14 protein-coding genes, 1 tRNA gene and 1 riboswitch are annotated in these 17,402 nt (G+C 64.5%); of the genes, 8 read left to right on the forward strand and 7 right to left on the reverse strand.

Features of this window, described 5'->3' with window-relative positions:
• Positions 1-13: 13 nt before the first annotated feature.
• Together VGN46_RS17325 and VGN46_RS17330 are read left to right on the forward strand one after the other, a co-directional pair.
• The gene (locus VGN46_RS17325; protein ID WP_331645494.1) at positions 14-2,173 is read left to right on the forward strand and encodes an alpha-galactosidase D; all 2,160 of its coding nucleotides are present in this window, start codon (positions 14-16) and stop codon (positions 2,171-2,173) included.
• 82 nt (positions 2,174-2,255) lie between these two features.
• Positions 2,256-3,416: a threonine aldolase family protein gene (locus VGN46_RS17330; RefSeq protein WP_331645497.1), complete on the forward strand. Its 1,161-nt coding sequence runs from the start codon at positions 2,256-2,258 to the stop codon at positions 3,414-3,416.
• Positions 3,417-3,442: 26 nt separating this feature from the next.
• Here the strand turns inward: VGN46_RS17330 and VGN46_RS17335 are convergent, their stop codons facing one another.
• Together VGN46_RS17335 and crcB are read right to left on the reverse strand one after the other, a co-directional pair.
• Positions 3,443-4,735: a voltage-gated chloride channel family protein gene (locus VGN46_RS17335; RefSeq protein WP_331645499.1), complete on the reverse strand. Its 1,293-nt coding sequence runs from the start codon at positions 4,733-4,735 to the stop codon at positions 3,443-3,445.
• Positions 4,736-4,813: 78 nt separating this feature from the next.
• Positions 4,814-4,875: riboswitch (Fluoride riboswitch) on the reverse strand.
• Positions 4,876-4,909: 34 nt separating this feature from the next.
• Positions 4,910-5,290 (reverse strand): fluoride efflux transporter CrcB, encoded by a 381-nt coding sequence (gene crcB, locus VGN46_RS17340; RefSeq protein WP_331645502.1) that lies wholly within the window; start codon positions 5,288-5,290, stop codon positions 4,910-4,912.
• Between the two features lie 100 nt (positions 5,291-5,390).
• Here crcB and VGN46_RS17345 point away from each other — a divergent pair.
• Positions 5,391-5,466: transfer RNA gene (locus tag VGN46_RS17345), tRNA-Gly, on the forward strand.
• A gap of 71 nt (positions 5,467-5,537) precedes the next feature.
• Here VGN46_RS17345 and VGN46_RS17350 read toward each other — a convergent pair.
• Complete coding sequence (locus tag VGN46_RS17350) at positions 5,538-6,653, reverse strand: serine hydrolase domain-containing protein (RefSeq protein WP_331645504.1); 1,116 nt, start codon at positions 6,651-6,653, stop codon at positions 5,538-5,540.
• Positions 6,654-6,788: 135 nt separating this feature from the next.
• On the opposite strand from VGN46_RS17350, the gene VGN46_RS17355 reads away from it, so the two are divergent.
• Positions 6,789-8,801: a M13 family metallopeptidase gene (locus VGN46_RS17355; protein ID WP_331645505.1), complete on the forward strand. Its 2,013-nt coding sequence runs from the start codon at positions 6,789-6,791 to the stop codon at positions 8,799-8,801.
• A 51-nt stretch (positions 8,802-8,852) separates the two neighbouring features.
• Here VGN46_RS17355 and VGN46_RS17360 read toward each other — a convergent pair whose 3' ends face one another.
• Positions 8,853-9,113 (reverse strand): hypothetical protein, encoded by a 261-nt coding sequence (locus VGN46_RS17360; protein WP_331645507.1) that lies wholly within the window; start codon positions 9,111-9,113, stop codon positions 8,853-8,855.
• A gap of 222 nt (positions 9,114-9,335) precedes the next feature.
• Here VGN46_RS17360 and VGN46_RS17365 point away from each other — a divergent pair, with 222 nt between their 5' ends.
• Complete coding sequence (locus VGN46_RS17365; RefSeq protein ID WP_247434994.1) at positions 9,336-9,989, forward strand: response regulator; 654 nt, start codon at positions 9,336-9,338, stop codon at positions 9,987-9,989.
• Between the two features lie 106 nt (positions 9,990-10,095).
• On the opposite strand, the gene rne is transcribed toward VGN46_RS17365, so the two are convergent.
• The gene (gene rne / locus VGN46_RS17370; protein WP_331645511.1) at positions 10,096-13,350 is read right to left on the reverse strand and encodes a ribonuclease E; all 3,255 of its coding nucleotides are present in this window, start codon (positions 13,348-13,350) and stop codon (positions 10,096-10,098) included.
• Positions 13,351-13,700: 350 nt separating this feature from the next.
• On the opposite strand from rne, the gene VGN46_RS17375 reads away from it, so the two are divergent.
• A complete protein-coding gene (locus VGN46_RS17375) occupies positions 13,701-14,648 on the forward strand; it encodes an RluA family pseudouridine synthase (RefSeq protein WP_331645513.1) in 948 nt (315 codons plus the stop codon).
• Positions 14,649-14,736: 88 nt separating this feature from the next.
• On the opposite strand, the gene VGN46_RS17380 is transcribed toward VGN46_RS17375, so the two are convergent.
• The gene (locus tag VGN46_RS17380; protein WP_331645515.1) at positions 14,737-16,125 is read right to left on the reverse strand and encodes a type II CAAX prenyl endopeptidase Rce1 family protein; all 1,389 of its coding nucleotides are present in this window, start codon (positions 16,123-16,125) and stop codon (positions 14,737-14,739) included.
• 67 nt (positions 16,126-16,192) lie between these two features.
• Positions 16,193-16,534, reverse strand: coding sequence for a 4a-hydroxytetrahydrobiopterin dehydratase (locus tag VGN46_RS17385; protein ID WP_331645517.1), 342 nt, complete (start codon positions 16,532-16,534; stop codon positions 16,193-16,195).
• Positions 16,535-16,676: 142 nt separating this feature from the next.
• Between VGN46_RS17385 and VGN46_RS17390 the strand changes: the two genes are divergently transcribed.
• Positions 16,677-17,270: an NfuA family Fe-S biogenesis protein gene (locus VGN46_RS17390; RefSeq protein ID WP_331645519.1), complete on the forward strand. Its 594-nt coding sequence runs from the start codon at positions 16,677-16,679 to the stop codon at positions 17,268-17,270.
• On the forward strand, positions 17,263-17,402 hold a 140-nt coding region (locus VGN46_RS17395; protein WP_331645527.1), incomplete at its 3' end, for a c-type cytochrome. The genes VGN46_RS17390 and VGN46_RS17395, both read left to right, overlap by 8 nt.

Raw genomic sequence — 17,402 nt, forward strand, 5'->3', positions numbered from 1 at the left:
AAGGAGTCGCGCCGTGCCTGTACGCCATGTTCCGTCGCTCCGCCATCTCGCCCTGGCTTGTGGCCTTACCGCCCTGGCCAGCACCGCCACCGCCCAGGTCAACGGGGTAGCCCAACGGCCGTACCTCGGCTGGAGCAGTTTCAGCCAACAGACGATCGATCCCACGTTCCTGACCCAGGCCAACATGCTGAAGCAATCCGACGCGCTGGCGTCGTCGGGTCTGCAGGCGCATGGCTACACCTACATCAACCTGGATTCGGGGTGGATGGGCGCGTTCGACGCGAACGGGCGTCCCATTCCTGACGCGAATACGTTTCCCGACATCAAGGCGTTGATCGACCATATCCACGCCAACGGGCAGAAGGCCGGCATCTACTGGATTCCCGGCGTCGAAGAACCCGCGGTGCAGGCGAACTCACCGATCCTCGGCACCGACAAGCACATCCAGGACATCCTCGCGCTGCCGCACCGTGCGGGTAACGCATTCGGTGGCCCGGGTGAATCGCCGTACCACTACAAGATCGATTTTTCGAAGCCTGGCGCGCAGGAATACATGGATTCCGTGGTCGCGCTCTTCGCCGCCTGGGGCGTCGATTTCATCAAGCTCGATGGCGTGACCCCGGGCTCGTACAGCGACGATCTGAGTATCGATAACCGCGACGATGTGGTCGCGTGGTCCAAGGCCATCGCCAAGAGTGGCCGGCCCATGTGGTTCACGGTCTCCTGGCAGGTCGACAAGGATTACAACAACATCTGGTCCGGTTGGGCTAACGCGCGCCGCATCGACGATGACGTGGAATGCGAAGGGCGCTGCGCCACTCTGACCAACTGGCCGCGCATCGAGAAACGTTTTCGCGATCTCCCCTCTTGGCAGGACGCGGCTGGTCCGACCAAGGGCTGGAACGATCTCGATACGCTGGATATCGCCGATGGCGAGCTGGATGGCCTCACGCTCGATGAGAAGCGCTCGGCGATGACGATCTGGTCCATGGCCAACGCACCGTTGTACCTCGGTGGCGACCTGACCAAGGTCGACCCGGACGGCCTGCGTATCGCGACGAACGATGAAGTGCTGGCTGTCGATCAATCCGGTCACCCCGCGCGACAGGTGCTGGGTGGCGATCATCAGGTGTGGGTCAGCGACCTTGGCAATGGCCGATCCTACGTGGCGCTGTTCAACATGAACGCGGCACCGGCCACCGTGACCTTGCCATGGCGGTTGCTCGGTAGCGTGGGCGCGCTGCGCGTGCGTGATCTTTGGGCGCATAAGGAACTCGGCCCGTCGGTGATTCAGCACGATGTGATCTTGCCTGCGCACGGCACGCAACTGCTGCTGGTGGAACGCTTACCGGGGCAGGTGCCGTCGGGCGCATCCACCGCGTACGAAGCCGAGGCCGGAGCGCTGGCAGGTACCGCCCAGGTATTTGCCTGCAACGGCTGCTCATCGGGTAACAAAGTCGGTGGACTCGGCCTGGGTACCAACAACACCGTGTCCTTCAACAACATCAGCGTGCCGCGCGATGGCGTCTACCTGATGCAGGTGGATTCGCTCACGCAAGGCTTGCGCTCGTATCTCTACCGCATCAACGATGGCCCGTACCACACGTTCAATTCCGGCGGCGGTAGCTTCCAGCTACCTTCCTCGAGCACGCTGCCGGTGTGCCTGCGCCGCGGTGTGAACCGCATCCGCTTCGGTAACGACGTGAGCTACCCGCCGGATCTGGACCGCATCGTGATCCGCGATGGCCAGGGCGTGCCGGCGCCTGTCGCCAGCGTGTACGAAGCCGAGGCGGCGACGCTAGGCGGCACTGTCACGGCGGGTTTCAGCAACTACTTCTCGGGGCTGGCGAAAGCCGGCAATATCGGTGCGGGCGCGGCGAATGCCGTGACCTTCACTAACGTCAGCGTTCCGCGTGCCGGCGTCTACCAGCTCGAGATCGATTATGCGACGAAGGGTCCGCGCACGCTGTTCCTCACGGTGAACGGGCGTAATCCGCAGCCGCTCGATCTCGATGGAAGCAGCTTCGACGATCCGGTCGCCCGGGTGCTTCAGGTGCCGCTGCTCAAGGGCAACAACACCCTCCAGCTCGGCAATTCGTCGGGTTACGCTCCCGATCTCGACCGCATCGTGATCAGCCCCCGCACAGGCACGTTCGCGCCAGGCTGTCCTTGAGCTCAGGGCCATGCGCCGACCATTGCCCGAGTGAGGCCTTCCATGTGACGCTCCGCCCACCACAGCGAAGGGAAGGGCGTCCATGGTAAGTCGTCGTGAGTTCCTCCAGGCGGTGCCGCTCGGCGCCCTGTCCCTGGCCACCGTGGGGGCGCCGTTAGGGCTCGCCGCCGCCCCCGCTCCAGCACAGGCCGAAAAGCCTCTCGCGGTGGAGAAGATCGTCGCCCTGGTCGGCGATGACATCCCGACCCGCTCGATCTACCTGCCGCATCGACTGGAAGAAGCGATCGCAGGCGATACCGAGGTGGGTGACAGCTATCTGCACGAAGGCGCCGTCGGCAAATTGGAGAAGCGCTTCGCCGAACTGCTTGGCAAGGAAGATGCGGCGTTCATGCCGACCGGCACCATGGCCAACCAGGTCGCCATCCGCATCCTCTGCGGTGATCGTCGCCACCTTCTGCTGCAGAAGGAGAGCCATGTCTATCGCGACGAGGAAGACGCGACGCCGGTGCTCAGCGGGATCAATCCGGTCCCCATCGAGGGCGGTACCGGTGATTCGCTGGTCGCATCGATCGAAGCGGCGTTCAACCAGCGCTCTGAAGACCCTTATCCGCTTGAGGTAGGTGCCATCGCGCTGGAAAGCCCGGTACGCCGCCTGGACGGCTCGACGATCGCGCTGGATACCATCCTGCGCATCGCTGCCCTGGCGAAAAAGAATGGCACCGGCATGCACCTCGATGGCGCACGCATGCTGCTGATGTACGGTATGGAAGGCTTCGACCCGAAGACCTACGCCGCGCCCTTCGATACCGTGTACGTCTCACTCTACAAGTACCTTGGCGCCCCGTTCGGCGCGATCCTTGCCGGTGACAAGGTGCACATCGATCGGGCGCGCCATGTGCGACATATCTTCGGCGGGACGATCTACCACGGCTGGCCAGTGGCCGTCCTCGCGCTACAGCGCCTGGACCACTTCGGCGAGCGTTTCGCGCGCGTGCGCGCGGCGGGCGATGCACTACTCACCAAACTAGGAAGCATGCCGGGTATCCGTATCGAGCGTGTCGAGCGTGGCAGCAATATCGCGACGGCGGTGCTGGAACCGTCCGTCGCCGATGGCCTGCGTGAACGCGCGCGGCGGGCGGATATCCTGGTCGGCAATCCCGATAATGGACGGCTGCACCTCACGTTCAACGAGACGCTGTTGCGCAAACCGACCGCTGCCATCGCCCAGGTGTTCGCGACCTGAGCGACGAGGTGTCACCGTAGCGCCAGCTATTCGTCCGGCTGGCGCTTACGGTAGGCGCGCATCTCCGCCAGGCGCATGCCTTCAGGCACCTGACGCACATGCTTGGCCTGGCCCACGCGCTGGGCGTGATAGATGCCGGTGTGCCCCGAGAACATGTAGCTCGCCACGCACGCGATCGCGGCGAAGGGCGCGATCGCGGGGCCAAACAGTTCAATGGCCATGACAGTGCATGCCAGCGGAACGTTGGCCGCACCGGCGAAGACAGCGACGAATCCGAGTCCGGCCAGCATCGCGACCGGCAAATGCAGCAAGGGCGCGAGCGCGTTGCCGAGCGTCGCACCGATATAGAACAGCGGTGTCACCTCACCGCCTTTGAATCCCGAGGCGAGCGACGCCACCGTATAGGTGAACTTCCCGGCGAAATCCCACGGCGCCAGCGGATGCTGGAACGCGGCGACGATGGTAGGAATGCCCAGGCCAATGTAGCGTTCGGTGTGCAGCACAGCGACGGACAGGGCGATGACTGCACCGCCGAGCAATGGGCGGAACGGCGCGTAGGGAATGCGCCGCTTCATCCATCCACCGATCGCATGCGTGACCGTCGCGAAGAGCAGGCCAACCAGGCCGAAGGCGAAACCCGCCATGATGACGCTGAGTACCGTTGTGAAGGTCACCGCGCTGACCTGATCGATCCCATACACCGTGTGGTGCACGCCCCAGGCCAGGCAGACCTGATGGGCGACGATGGCGGCGATGACGCAGGGGAATAACGCGTCGTATCGCAGGCGCCCGATAGCCAGGACTTCGAGGCCAAACAGCGCACCAGCGAGCGGCGTTCCGAACACCGCGGCAAAGCCTCCGCTCATGCCGACCATTAGCAGGATGCGACGCTCGTCATGGCGCAGGCGGAAGAGGCCGGTGAGCTGATCGGCGAGCGCTCCACCCATCTGCACGGCCGTGCCTTCGCGGCCGACGGATGCGCCGAACAGATGCGACACGATGGTGCCGATAAATACGAGTGGCACCATGCGGCGGGGGATGACCCGCTTCGGGTCATGTATTTCGTCAATGATGAGATTGTTGCCGGCCTCGACGGGCTTGCCGACCCGGTCGTAGGCCCAACCGACGACGAAGCCGGCGAGGGGGAGCAGGCCGACCATCCAAGGCTGTGCTTCGCGCGTGGCGGTCGCCCATTCCAGGGCGAGCAGAAAGAAGGCGGAGGCCGTACCGGCCAGGATCGCGGCGGCGGTACTGATGACGAACCACTTGCCCATGTAGGGCAGGAGTTCCCATTGTTCGAGTGATCGCAGGTGTCGCATGCAGGTTCCGGTAGGTGTCGTCTTAACACCCAGGACCCGAACGCCATAAACACGAATGCCTACGCGCCCGGAAACCCAGGATACGTAGGCATCATCAGCCCGAAGGCGGTTCGCGGAGGCATGCCATCTCCGTGCCTTCAGTTTAGCGACCGGCCGCGGGCGGCGTCAAAACGCTCAGCGCACGAAGACGCGACCCAGGGCAAAGCCTAGTGCCAGGCAACCGAGGGCGCCCAGCACATGGGCGGCCAGGTGGGCGAAGACCGCGACGTATTGACCGCGTTGAAGCAGAAGGAAGCTCTCGGCCGAAAAGGTCGAGAAGGTGGTCAGCCCGCCAAGGAATCCGGTCGAGATACCCAGCCGCACCGCGATCGGCATCTGTGGAAAGGCGAGGAAAGCGGCAATGGCGATACCCATCAGGAAGCCGCCAATCAGGTTGGCGGCCAGGGTGCCGAGAGGCAGCGAGGGGAGGGCAGCGTTAAACGCCTCCGCCAGTCCATAGCGAAACAAGGTGCCGAGAATGGCGCCAATGCACAGGGCGAGGATGGTCAGGGGCATGCCCGAAGCCTACATCAGGACCGTGAGATTGGCTTGGTAGCGAGGGATGTAGAGGGGCTTGCGTATCCGCTGGCAATCTCTATAATGACCGGCTCACGACGCGGGAATAGCTCAGTTGGTAGAGCACGACCTTGCCAAGGTCGGGGTCGCGAGTTCGAGTCTCGTTTCCCGCTCCAGTTTTCTACAAAACCCCGGCCTTGCGCCGGGGTTTTGTTTTTTGCGTCGTTCCATGCATGGTGACGGGCCGTCAGCTGTCCTTGTGGAGTATTCCCTCGAACGCATTCCGTGCATCCTCGACTTCATCGTCTTCCGCATTATTGGTGAGAATGACAATGGTGGTGTCTTGATCGGGGAGAACGGTCAGGTCTGCCTTGAAGCCTCGCCAGTGGCCGCCGTGCGACACGCTGCTTTGGCCAAGCACCGAGGGCTTGAGGCTCAGGCCGAATCCGTAGGGGCTGCTTGATCCATCGGCAAGCGTCACGGGCGCCGTGGCTTCCCGCCAGTGGTCTGTCGACATGACCTTTCCGTGGCTCAGGGCGTTCGCCCAAATCAGCAGGTCACCTGTTGTCGCGTAAATACCGCCGGCTCCATATAAGTAGAGCCCGGGCACCTGGTCGAACGCCTTCCGCGCGCCGTTCCTTGTCACCCGCATGCCGTATGCGCGATCCGTACCCGATGGCACTTCCATGCTGGGCGTGCGCACCCACGTATGAGTCATCCCGAGCGGTACGAAAAATTCGTCACGGAGGAAGTCGGCATAGCTCTTGCCTGAAGCGTTCGTTATCAGTTTTCCAAGCAGTGTGTAGCCGGTGTTGCTGTAAGCGAAAGTCGTCCCGGGTACTGCGACGAGGGGTTGCCTGGAGGCCGCTAGCACGTCGACCACATCGGACAGGTCGACCGGGCCCTTTGCAGTGCCGCTTAGGATCACCTCGGTGTAGTGCGGCATGACATCCGGTATGCCTGATGTCTGATTGAGGAGCTGGCGAATCGTCACGGCGGGATACGGAAACCCCGGGAGATGTGTGGCGACGGTGTCATCGAGATCGAGCTTGTGTTGCTCGGCCAGTCTCACGATGGCCGCCGCAGTGAACTGTTTGCTGACCGACCCGATGTCGAACGCGAAATCAGTGGTCAGGCGCTTGTGTCCTTCGAACGATGCCCGGCCCACGGCGCCCTGGTAGATGACTTTCCCCGATTGAGCGACGAGATATGAGCCATTGCATACGAGCGCTGCGCCACATTGGCGCACATACAGCCCGATATCGCCCTTTGCACGGCCGCTCGCCGCAGCGTCGGGGGTGCCGAACGCGAAGCACGCCAGTACAGCCAGGAACGATATCCCGGCAGCCTTCGTCAGTTCCATGATTGCCTCCGCAAACCATCGCTTGATTAGGTGGCCGGAGTCTTCCAGTCATTCGGGATGAGCGGGTTCCTTTTCCGACGAAATCGCGAAAAGGTGGGGCGGAAGGGTCTAAAGTGGGGGTGGGAGGAAGACCGAATGATCAATCACTACATGCGTGCGCTGGCTGTTGCTGGAGCGCTGATTTGCTTAGCCGAGGTGGCCTCGGCACAAGCATCGCAAACTGGCCGCTTTGGCTTTGACGAAACCGGCATGGATCGTTCGGTGCGCCCTGGCGATGACTTCTACGCCTACGCCAACGGCACCTGGGTGAAGAGCACCCCGATCGCGGCCGATCGGTCGACGGTGTCGCTGTTCACGCGCATGGCGGATGCGAACACGGCGCGGGTGCGCGACATCCTGGATGCAGCGCGGCGTGATCCTTCCAGCCGTATGGGCGCGGCGTATGCAAGTTACCTCGACCATGCGCGTGTCGAGCGCCTGGGCATGACGCCGATCGAGCCGTGGCTCGATCGCGTGCTCGCTGTGCACGACCTGGCGGGTTATCGCGCCTTGCTGCCTGATGCACTGCGTCTCGGCATTTCTTTGCCGATTGCTGTGGATGTGCAGCCCGATGATGGAAATCCGGACGTGTACACGGCGATCGTGTCGCAGGCGGGCCTGGGTATGCCGGATCGTTCGTACTATCTCAGTACGGACGCACCGATGCCGGAAACACGCTCAAAGTACATCGCGTGGATCGCGCAGATGCTCGCGTTGGCGGGGCAGGGCGACGCCGCAAAGCGCGCCGATGCCGTCATGGCCTTTGAAGCCGCGATCGCAAAAGTGAGCTGGACGCCCCTGCAAAACCGCGATGCGACACATACCTATAATCCGACGACGCTAGACGCGTTGGAGAGGACGTCGCCGAACCTCGGTTTTGGCCGAATGCTTGGCGATGCCACGAATCCCTCCACGCGCGTGGTGGTGATGCAGCCAGACGCGATCGCTGCCATCGACAAGCTCGTCGCCGCGACGCCTGTCGCCGTGCTTCGCGATGCGCTCCTTGTACAGACGCTTCACGCCTATGCCGACGTCTTGCCGGACGCGGTCGCCGACGCGGACTTCGCCTTCCACGGCAAGGTCATTGACGGCAGCGAACAACGTGAATCACGGGAAGAGCGCGCGGCCGCATTCGCGGTGGCGGCGGTGCCCGATGATGTCGGCAAGGCCTACGTGGCGCGCTGGTTTACCCCGCAGACGAAAGTCGCGGCGCTCGATATGGTGAAGGGCATCATCGCTGCGATGGATCGCCGTATCGATGCACTGGACTGGATGACACCCGCCACCAAGCAGCGCGCACATGCCAAGCTGCGACACTTTACGCCGCGTATCGGCTACCCCGATCGCTGGCATGACTATGGTTCGCTGGCGATGCATGCGGATGACCTGGCAGGCAATGCGATGCGCGCACGGCAGTGGCGCCATGCGTGGGATCTTGGCCGTATCGGCAAGCCCCTTGATCGCTGGGAGTGGACTGCCACGCCGATGACTGTGGACGCGTTCGCTAATTACCCGACGGTGGCGATCACCTTTCCTGCCGCCATCCTGCAGCCGCCATTCTTCGATCCCCATGCCGACGCGGCCGTGAATTACGGCGGGATCGGCGCGGTGATCGGGCATGAACTGAGTCATCAATTCGACGACCAGGGTGCGAAGTACGATGAGCGTGGCCGCCTTGCAACGTGGTGGACGCCAGCCGATCTGAAAGCGTTTCAATCGCGCACTAACGTGCTGGTACACCAGTTCGACCAGTACCAGCCCTTGCCAGGCATGCATGTGAATGGCGGACTGACGCTGGGCGAGAACATTGCCGACCTCGCCGGCCTGACCGTGGCCTACGATGCTTACAAGGCATCCCCGGAAGGCCACAAGGCGGCGGTCATCGATGGATTTACCGGCGATCAGCGTTTCTACCTCGGCTGGGCGCAGCTCTGGCGTTACCGCTACCGCGATGCGGACCTGCGTCGTCGCCTGCTCACCAATGGCCACTCGCCCGGTACGCAGCGTGTCTGGACGATGCGCAACCTGGATAGCTGGAACGCGGCGTATAGCGTGGGCCCGGGCATGCGGCTTTACCTCCCGCCGGCCGAACGCGTTCGCATCTGGTGAGGCCGGAGCGCCGGCTCGACGCCCCCGAGTGAGAAGGCTCTCAAGCCGCGCTTACTGAAGCCGCGTTTCTTGCGGCAACACAGATCGGCATTGAGGTGCGTGTGCAGGCATCGTCAACAAGGGTGTAACGATGGCCAGCCATCCTTCCGCAAAGGCCCGGATATCTGGTGCGTGATGGGCTGGCGCTTGCCTTGCCATGGCTTCGCAAACGGCAAGCGTGAGCACGCGAGGTTCGGGGTGGGTCGAAATAGCGGCTTCCAGCGCGGACTCCAGCGCGGCAAGCTTGCCGAGCAGGTACGTACGATCATCCATGATACTTCCCAATGCCTACAGGCTTTCGCGCCCGACGATGACACGAACGTCAGGTGGTGTCACCTCACAACGGGCGGTAAATGCCGCTACAGCGCTGCTGGGCCACGCCGGATGATAGGGCTGCGCTGGTTGTCACGCCTGCACAATCTGGCATTGTATGCATTCGCAGGCCGCGCGCCGTATGCGCGCAAAGAAGTACAGTCGGCCCAGGGAGGGCAATGAATGATTAGTGTTGTATTGGTCGACGACCACGAACTGGTCAGGACCGGCTTCCGGATGATCCTGCAACAGCAGGCCGACCTCCGGATCAGGGGAGAGGCCGGGACCGCGGAGGAGGGCCTGCGCCTCATCCGTGCGCAGTCCCCGGATATCGCCCTTGTCGATGTGCACATGCCGGGTATGAGTGGCGTGGAACTCACCGAGCGCGTCATCCGCGCCAAGTTACGTACCAATATCGTCATCCTGACCGTGGTGGACGATGCACGATTCCCTAAGCGCTTACTCGATGCGGGTGCGCTGGGCTACCTGACCAAGGGCTGTTCGGCGGATGAGTTGCTAACCGCCGTGCGCTCGGTGGCCGGTGGGCGCCGCTATCTCGCGCCGACCGTGGCCCAGCAGTTGGCGCTAGCCACGCTGGATGGCTCCGATTCGCCGTTCGATTCGCTATCGACCCGCGAAATGGAGGTATCGATGATGCTGGTGCGCGGGATGCCGCTGACCTCGATCGGCGAGCGCCTGAATCTAAGCCCGAAGACGGTATCCACCTACAAGCAGCGCCTGATGGAAAAGCTGCATGTCGATCATGTGGTGGGCCTGGCCCACCTGATGACCGTGCATGGGCTGCTCGATACGCATAACCACCAGGTCGGTAACTAGGGTCACCCAAGGCATCGGGGAATGACGCCGGGCACGTATGTCCCGGCGTTTTTTATGGGCCCCATAACGCAGCGGGGAGGCCGTTGGCCTCCCCGCTGTGTGGTGCTTACGACTGGCCGTCGTGCGGCTCGTGGCGCGGTCGCGTCAGCAGGTCGCCCTGCGTAGGCGGCGTCCAGGTCGGCTGATCGCCCGGCGATGCCGGCGTGTGCGATACGTGCGAGACATTCGACGCGTCCGGCGACTTCGGCGTGACCGGTTGGGTCGGGGTTTCGACAGGGGCCGGCGGGGTCGGGGCGGCAACCGGGGTTGGAGCCGCGACCACGGGAGCCGGGGCGACCTTCGGTGCTTCGGCGACCGGTGCGACGGCTTCTGACGGCTTGCTGGCTTCGGCAGCCTTGACGGCCTCCTCGGCGTCGTCGACGGTCGGCTCGGCCACCCCATCGGCGGCGCGAACCTCGGCCTTCGGTGTCTCGACCGGCTTGACCGGCTCGACGGCCGGAGCGACAGGCTCGGCGATCGGGGCGGCTTCGGCCTTCACCGGCTCGGCGGTTGGCGCCGGGGTGGCTTCGGCCGCAACCGGGACCGGGACCGGGACCGGGACCGCCTTCAGCGGTGCATCCGATTCCGTCTGGCGGCGCTCGCTGGTGCGGGCCTCGACCGAATCGGCCGGCGAGACCGGCTCGTACGTCGTCACGGCGTGGACTGGCGGCGTCACGCTGTGGCCCGGGATGGGCGGCAGCTTCGGCAGCGAGGGTAGGGTGAGGGCCGAAGGCACGTCCTCTTCGTCGCCCGGTTCGGCGGGGCGTGTAGCCTGTGTCTTCGGTGCGTCGAGCTTCACGGCGTTGGCCGTGGCTTCCGGCGTATCGAGCACCGGTGGCACGCTGGCGCTATCGCGACCGGTGCCGAGGTCCTCATCACCCTCATCATCATCATCCAGGTCGGCGCCTTCGGCGTCGGCCTCGAGCGCGCCAGCCGGCGTGCCGTCATCCTGGCGACGACGGCGGCGGCCGCCACGACGGCCACGGCGGCGGCGCTGGCCACCTTCACCGGCATCGCGGTTGCCTTCGCCGGGCGTACCGTCGATGGTCTCGGCCTCAACGGACTCGCCCGTAGCGACCGGTAGTTCGGCGACCGGCGCGGTCAGCAGCGTTTCGTCCGTAGCAGCGGCAACGACCGGAGCGGCCGGCTTTTCAGCCTGGTTGCGCGGCGGGCGCGGCTGGCGTGCGGCCTTATCGCCGTTCTCGACCTTCTCGTCCTGCGGCTGGCGCTCGTTGCGCGGCGGCTGCTGACGGCGGTTCTCGTTGCCCTGGTTCTTGTCCTGCTGCTCCTGACGGCCGCCCTGGCGACCACCCTGGGCCTGCTGGCCGTCCTTCTGGCGATTCTTTTCCTCACCCTGGCGCTGCTGCTGGCCCTTGTCCTGCTTGGGCTTCGGCTGCTGCTGGTTCGGGTTCTGGCGACCCTGGGTGTCGGACTTGTCCTTGCGCTGGCGCTGCTCGCCCTTGCCGCGGCCCTCGCCACGACCTTCACCGCGACTTTCGCCACGACGGTTGCGGTCGTTACGGTCATTGCGGCTGCCCTGACGCGATTCCTCGCGGCGGGACGACGGGGACGATGCGGGTGCGACCGGCTCGGGCTTGGCGCCGCCGCCAAACAGGCCACTGAACAGGCGCGAGAAGAAGCCGCCCGTCGGGGCGGCGGGCGCGACCGGGCGTGTGGCCTGGGCCGAGGCGCTCACGGTTTCATCTTCATCGTCGCGGATCGGGGCGGGCGAGGAAGGGACGACGCCGGTGACCAGCGGCTGCTCGCCGCTGCCCAGCATCTGGCCCATCTTCGGCAGCGCCGTGGCGACCACCGGGGTGGTGCGCTCGTAGCTCGGCTTGCTGTGCTCGCCCATATCCGCTTCGCGGATGCGGGTGATCTCAAGGTGCGGGGTTTCCAGCTTTTCGTCGGCGACGACGACCACGTGCACGTTATGGCGCAGCTCGATCTCGACGACGCTGGCGCGCTTTTCGTTGAGCATGAAGTTGGCGACCGACGACGGCGCCTGCACCAGGACCTGCCCGGTGTTTTCCTTCATCGCGTGCTCTTCGATCAGGCGCAGGGTCGACAGGCCGAGCGACTCGACGCTGCGGATGTGGCCGTGGCCTTCGCAACGCGGGCAGACGTTCTGGGTGGCTTCGCCGAGGCTGGGACGCAGGCGCTGGCGCGACATCTCCAGCAGGCCGAAGCGGCTGATGCGGCCGATCTGGACGCGGGCGCGGTCGGCCTTCAGGGCGTCCTTCAGGCGCTCTTCCACCTCGCGCTGGTGGCGCGGGCTGTCCATGTCGATGAAGTCGATAACGATGAGGCCGCCGGCATCGCGGATGCGCAGCTGGCGGGCGATCTCGGTGGCGGCTTCAAGGTTGGTGTTGAAGGCCGTCTCTTCGATATCGCTGCCCTTGGTCGCCTTCGACGAGTTGATGTCGACGGCGGTGAGGGCTTCGGTCTGGTCGATAACGATGGAGCCGCCCGAGGGAAGGCGGACATTGCGCTCGAAGATGGACTCGATCTGGGTCTCGATCTGGTAGCGCGAGAACAGCGGGGTCGGGTCCTGGTAGAGCTTGAGCTTGCGCAGGTTGTTCGGCATGACCTGCTGGACGAAATCGCGCGCATCCTTGAACAGCGACTCTTCGTCGATGAGGATTTCGCCGATGTCATTACGCAGGTAATCGCGCAGCGCGCGGATGAACAGCTTCGATTCCTGGTAGATCAGGAACGGCGCTTTCTGTGACGTGGCAGCCGAGGAAATCGATTTCCACAGCTGGAGCAGGTAATCGAGATCCCACTGCAGCTCTTCGGCATCGCGGCCCATGCCGGCGGTGCGCACGATCAGGCCCATCTCATCAGGTACGGAGAGGTGCTCGAGGGCCTCCTTCAGTGCCTGGCGGTCTTCGCCTTCAATGCGACGCGAAACACCACCCGCACGCGGGTTGTTCGGCATCAGCACCATGTAACGGCCGGCGAGGCTGATGAACGTGGTGAGGGCAGCGCCCTTGTTACCGCGTTCTTCCTTCTCGACCTGGACGATGATCTCCTGGCCTTCTTTCAGGAGCTCGCGGATGTTCGATTTACCTTCCGCGTTCGGATTGAAGTAATCGCGGGAGATTTCCTTCAGCGGCAGGAAGCCGTGGCGCTCGGCGCCGTAATCGACGAAGCAGGCTTCAAGGGACGGTTCGACGCGGGTAATGCGGCCTTTGTAGATGTTGGCCTTTTTCTGTTCCCTGGACGGGATTTCGATATCGAGATCGTAAAGGTTCTGGCCATCGACGATGGCCACACGCAACTCTTCGCGCTGAGTCGCGTTGATCAACATACGCTTCATTGTGGATTCCTCGGCCCAACCGCGCGGCCGCGCGCCGCGGTGGCGCCCATGTGGCGGCCTGCCGGGGATCGCGCCGCAGCGGTGAGGCTTTAAGCGGCATGGTTTCCGGGGCCGATACCTGGTCCCGGCGTGATTCGTGAATAAGCACCTTGCAGCCGACCCGTTTCCTTACAGATAACCGGACAACTGCAACCCGAACCATTACGATATGGGGTGTCTTCCACCTCCCGACCCCTCGGACGGGATAGCGTGACACTCGCCTTACGCGACGGAACCGGCACCCCGCGAGAGATAAGTCTTCAGCGGAGCCTGACGCTCGCCGAGTATCCTATCAATTTCGAGTTTTATCAATGCAGACGGCAACTTCCCTCGACGGCGGCCAAGGTGTGCGGCTGGTCGAAATCGGTCCTGAGAGGGACGGCCAGCGCGTGGACAACGCCCTGATGACCCTGTGCAAAGGGGTCCCCAAGAGCCTGGTCTACCGCATTTTGAGAACGGGCCAGGTCCGTATTAATGGCAAGCGCGCCAAGCCGGATACCCGGCTCGCGGCGGGGGACATGCTGCGTATTCCGCCGGTTCGCATCGCGGAACGGGAGGAGGGCGTGGCGCCGACCGGCATGGTCAAGGCCGTGACCGACTCGATTATCTTTGAAGACAAGCATTTCCTGGTCATCGATAAGCCGGTAGGCATTGCCGCCCATGGCGGTAGTGGGGTAAGCCATGGCGCGATCGAGCTTCTGCGCGCCGCCCGCCCCAATGAACACCTCGAGCTGGTGCACCGCCTCGACCGCGACACTAGTGGCGTCCTGGTTTTCTCGAAGAGCCGGGCCGGCCTCACCGGCCTCCAGGCCTTGATCCGCGAAAACGTGGTGGTGAAGCAGTACCTGTGCCTCATGACCGGTACCCCGCGGAAGGCGAAGTTCGATGTGAACGCGCCGCTGTTGAAGTCGGTGATGCACGGTGGCGAGCGCATGGTCCGGGTCGATGATGCGGGCAAGCCGTCCCTCACCTTCTTCCAGGAAGTGGAGCAATATCCCGGCTGCCGCCTGATGCGCGCCACCCTGGGCACCGGCCGTACCCACCAGATCCGCGTCCACGCCCAGTACGTTGGCCATCCGCTAGCGGGCGACCCGAAATACGGCGACCCGGAGGCTAACAAGCGCTTGCGCGCCAAGGGCCTGAAACGTATGTTTCTCCACGCCGCCCGCATGAGCTTCGATCTTGACGGCAAGAACTACGACTTTTCCGCGCCGTTACCCGACGATCTCAAGGCGTTCCTCGACAATCTCCGCAGTTAAAGGCTCCGCGCCCCCTGTAGGAGCGCGCTTGCGCGCGATGAGTGCTCGCGGCAAGGCCCATCGAGCGCAAGCACGCTCCTACAAGGCGTCAGGAGAGGAAGCGGGCGCTGACTTCCAGAGAACGGAGTACGCCCCCGGCCATGCAGGCTTGCAGGACGACAGCCGCCGCGGCGTGGGCGACCGCCACGGGCAGCAAGGCCCGCTGGTGCAGATACCACCAGGCCCAACCCAGTTCCGCGACGAAGCACAGCTGCATCAACAACCCGTTAGGCGTGTGCAGCAAGGCGAACGCCAGCGCCACGAGCAACACCGCCACCGGCCGTGGCAGCGCCCGGGCTAGCAAACCGGCGACGACCGCGAGCATCAGCCACTGCTGGAAGAACGCCCAGCCTATATAAAGAAGGGCCCGGCTCGCCGGAGGCCATATCGGCGCGTGGCCAGCCACCGCAGCGATACCGATGGCCACGGGAATCGCCAGCAGGGGCCAGCCGGCCAGGCGCCATCCGCCTCGTCCTAGCCAATGCCAGCGGGGTATCGCTCGAATCCAGGTGAGGAAGGCGCCGTAAACCACGCCGCCGGCGAACATCGGCACGGCGCTGGCATCTACGTGAGGGCCCAGGCCGAGGCCGGCGATAAACCAGAGCGGGCCGACTAGACAGAGCAGTCCGTTGGCAACATCGCTCGGGGCGCGAAATCTGCTCGGGGGTCGCCGGCTCAGCGCGCCCGCAGCATCGCTCGGCGCGTCGCGCCTTTCCCGGCGCCGCCAGCCTATGGTGCCCGCCATGATAAGCAATAAAGCGTAGGCTCCGGGCGCGATCCAGCGGGCCCCGCCGGGGGCGTCCGTGTGGGCCGGCGAATCGCCGAACGTCACCAGTGGATCGAACGCCCGTTGGCGGTCACGCCAGCGCAGCAGGCCTTCGGCGGTCAGTCCCGTCGGTACGGCCATGCCAGATTCCGGAAACGGGCCTTCTGCTCGGGCGAGGCTGGCACCACGTAGCGTGAGCGTGGCATCGGGTGGCAGGGTGAAGGCAAGGCGTAACATCGCGGCGCGCTCCGGCGGAGCGACGGGCTTGCCCGTCGCGTCATGCCATGCCATCTGGTCGAGCCTTATGGGCCGCGCGAGCCCCGGCAGGTCGGCCCGGACCAGCGGATCGGCCAGCGTGGGCCTTACGACGAGGCTGATATCCCCCGTCTGGGAGATCGCATCCAGCCGCAGCAGGTTCAGCCGACGCAGGTCGGCCTGGCGGCTCAGCGGAAAGCCCAGTTCGCCGCGGCCTGTCCGTTTGGGCGTCACGATCAGGCCGCTTGCATCGGCCTTGATGGCCGCATCCCCGAAGACCTTGCCGGCGACGATGTCTTCCGTGTCGGCGAAGCGCCAGGACCAGGGCGAGGTCCCCGCGGCATAGGCGGCACGATCCGCGGCGCCGCCGTCTTCCAGGGCGCCACGTACGACCCAGGCGGCGAGCAGTGGCAGCACGAAGCAGGCGGCGACCGCCAGGGCGGCCATCGCCAGCGCGAGCAACCGATAGCGGCGCGAGGGCACGTCAGCGGTCGAGCAGGGCCTCGACGCGCGCGGCGCAGATGAAATCGTTCAGCGACAGGCCGCCCACGTCGTGGGTCGACCACAGGATGTGGCAATGGCCATAGCCGGCTTCCAGATCCGGGTGATGGTCTTCCTGGTTGGCCATGAAACCTACCGCGTTGATGAAGCCCAGCGTGTGGTGGAAGTCCTTGAACGGGAAGTCCTTCACGATCGCCTTGCCGTCCGCGCTGACCTTCCAGCCCGGCAGATCCTTCAGGTAGCCCTCGATGGCGGCGTGGTCGAGCGCGTGTTCGGCGCCCTTGCGCGGCTGGCAGTGCTGGGTGGCAAGCGGGGAAAGCGACATGGCGAAGGTCCAACCGTGGAAAGGAGCGAAGCGTCGATGGTCGCGGTTGAATTGTCAAAAGGGCGCGCCCAGATCGAATCCGTACTAAAATGGTCTTGTTTCCCGGCGATCCCCGCGCCGGGCATGTCTTTCCGGAGTCACCATGATCGATATCACGGAACGCGCCCAGGCGCATTTCCAGCGGCTGATCGCTCAGCAGGGCGAGGATGGCCTCGGCGTACGCCTGCGTGTCGTCTCGGCCGGTACGCCTTCGGCCCAGTGCGAGCTGGAATTCTGCACGCCGGCCGAACTCACCGGCGATGAATGGACCATCGAGTGCCAGGGCTTCAACCTGTATGTCGATAGCGCGAGCATGTCCTGGCTCGATCCGGCTCACATCGATTACGAGATGACCCCCACGGGTAGCCAGCTCAACATCCGCGCACCACGGATCAAGGGTGAGGCCCCGGGCGAAAGCGCGGGTGTCGTCGAGCGCGTGCAGTACGTGCTGGAGACCGAGATCGCCCCGGGCATCGCCTCACACGGCGGCCGCATTTCGCTGGTCGAAGTCACGGCCGAGGGCGTGGTGGTGCTGCGCTTCGGCGGCGGTTGCCACGGCTGCGGCATGGTCGATGTCACGCTGAAGAACGGCGTGGAAAAGACCCTGCGCGAGCGCATCCCCGAAATCACCGAAGTCCGCGACGCTACCGACCACGCCACGGGCGAAAAACCTTACTTCGAACGCCAGGCTGGCTAACGGCGACCCCGCCGCGGGCTCCAAGAAGATCGCCACCTGCGTCGCCTGCCACGGCAAGGATGGCAACTCGGTCGATCCGCAGTACCCGCGCCTTGCCGGCCAGTACGCCGACTACATGGCCCAGGCCCTGCA

Source organism: Luteibacter sp. (assembly GCF_036500425.1).
Classification (GTDB): domain Bacteria; phylum Pseudomonadota; class Gammaproteobacteria; order Xanthomonadales; family Rhodanobacteraceae; genus Luteibacter.

Bases quoted from the DNA above. Each gene is read 5' to 3' on its own strand.
- VGN46_RS17330 (WP_331645497.1), top strand. From the start codon at position 2,256: ATGGTAAGTCGTCGTGAGTTCCTCCAGGCGGTGCCGCTCGGCGCCCTG.
- VGN46_RS17335 (WP_331645499.1), bottom strand. From the start codon at position 4,735: ATGCGACACCTGCGATCACTCGAACAATGGGAACTCCTGCCCTACATG.
- crcB (WP_331645502.1), bottom strand. From the start codon at position 5,290: ATGCCCCTGACCATCCTCGCCCTGTGCATTGGCGCCATTCTCGGCACC.
- VGN46_RS17350 (WP_331645504.1), bottom strand. From the start codon at position 6,653: ATGGAACTGACGAAGGCTGCCGGGATATCGTTCCTGGCTGTACTGGCG.
- VGN46_RS17355 (WP_331645505.1), top strand. From the start codon at position 6,789: ATGATCAATCACTACATGCGTGCGCTGGCTGTTGCTGGAGCGCTGATT.
- VGN46_RS17360 (WP_331645507.1), bottom strand. From the start codon at position 9,113: ATGGATGATCGTACGTACCTGCTCGGCAAGCTTGCCGCGCTGGAGTCC.
- VGN46_RS17365 (WP_247434994.1), top strand. From the start codon at position 9,336: ATGATTAGTGTTGTATTGGTCGACGACCACGAACTGGTCAGGACCGGC.
- rne (WP_331645511.1), bottom strand. From the start codon at position 13,350: ATGAAGCGTATGTTGATCAACGCGACTCAGCGCGAAGAGTTGCGTGTG.
- VGN46_RS17375 (WP_331645513.1), top strand. From the start codon at position 13,701: ATGCAGACGGCAACTTCCCTCGACGGCGGCCAAGGTGTGCGGCTGGTC.
- VGN46_RS17385 (WP_331645517.1), bottom strand. From the start codon at position 16,534: ATGTCGCTTTCCCCGCTTGCCACCCAGCACTGCCAGCCGCGCAAGGGC.
- VGN46_RS17390 (WP_331645519.1), top strand. From the start codon at position 16,677: ATGATCGATATCACGGAACGCGCCCAGGCGCATTTCCAGCGGCTGATC.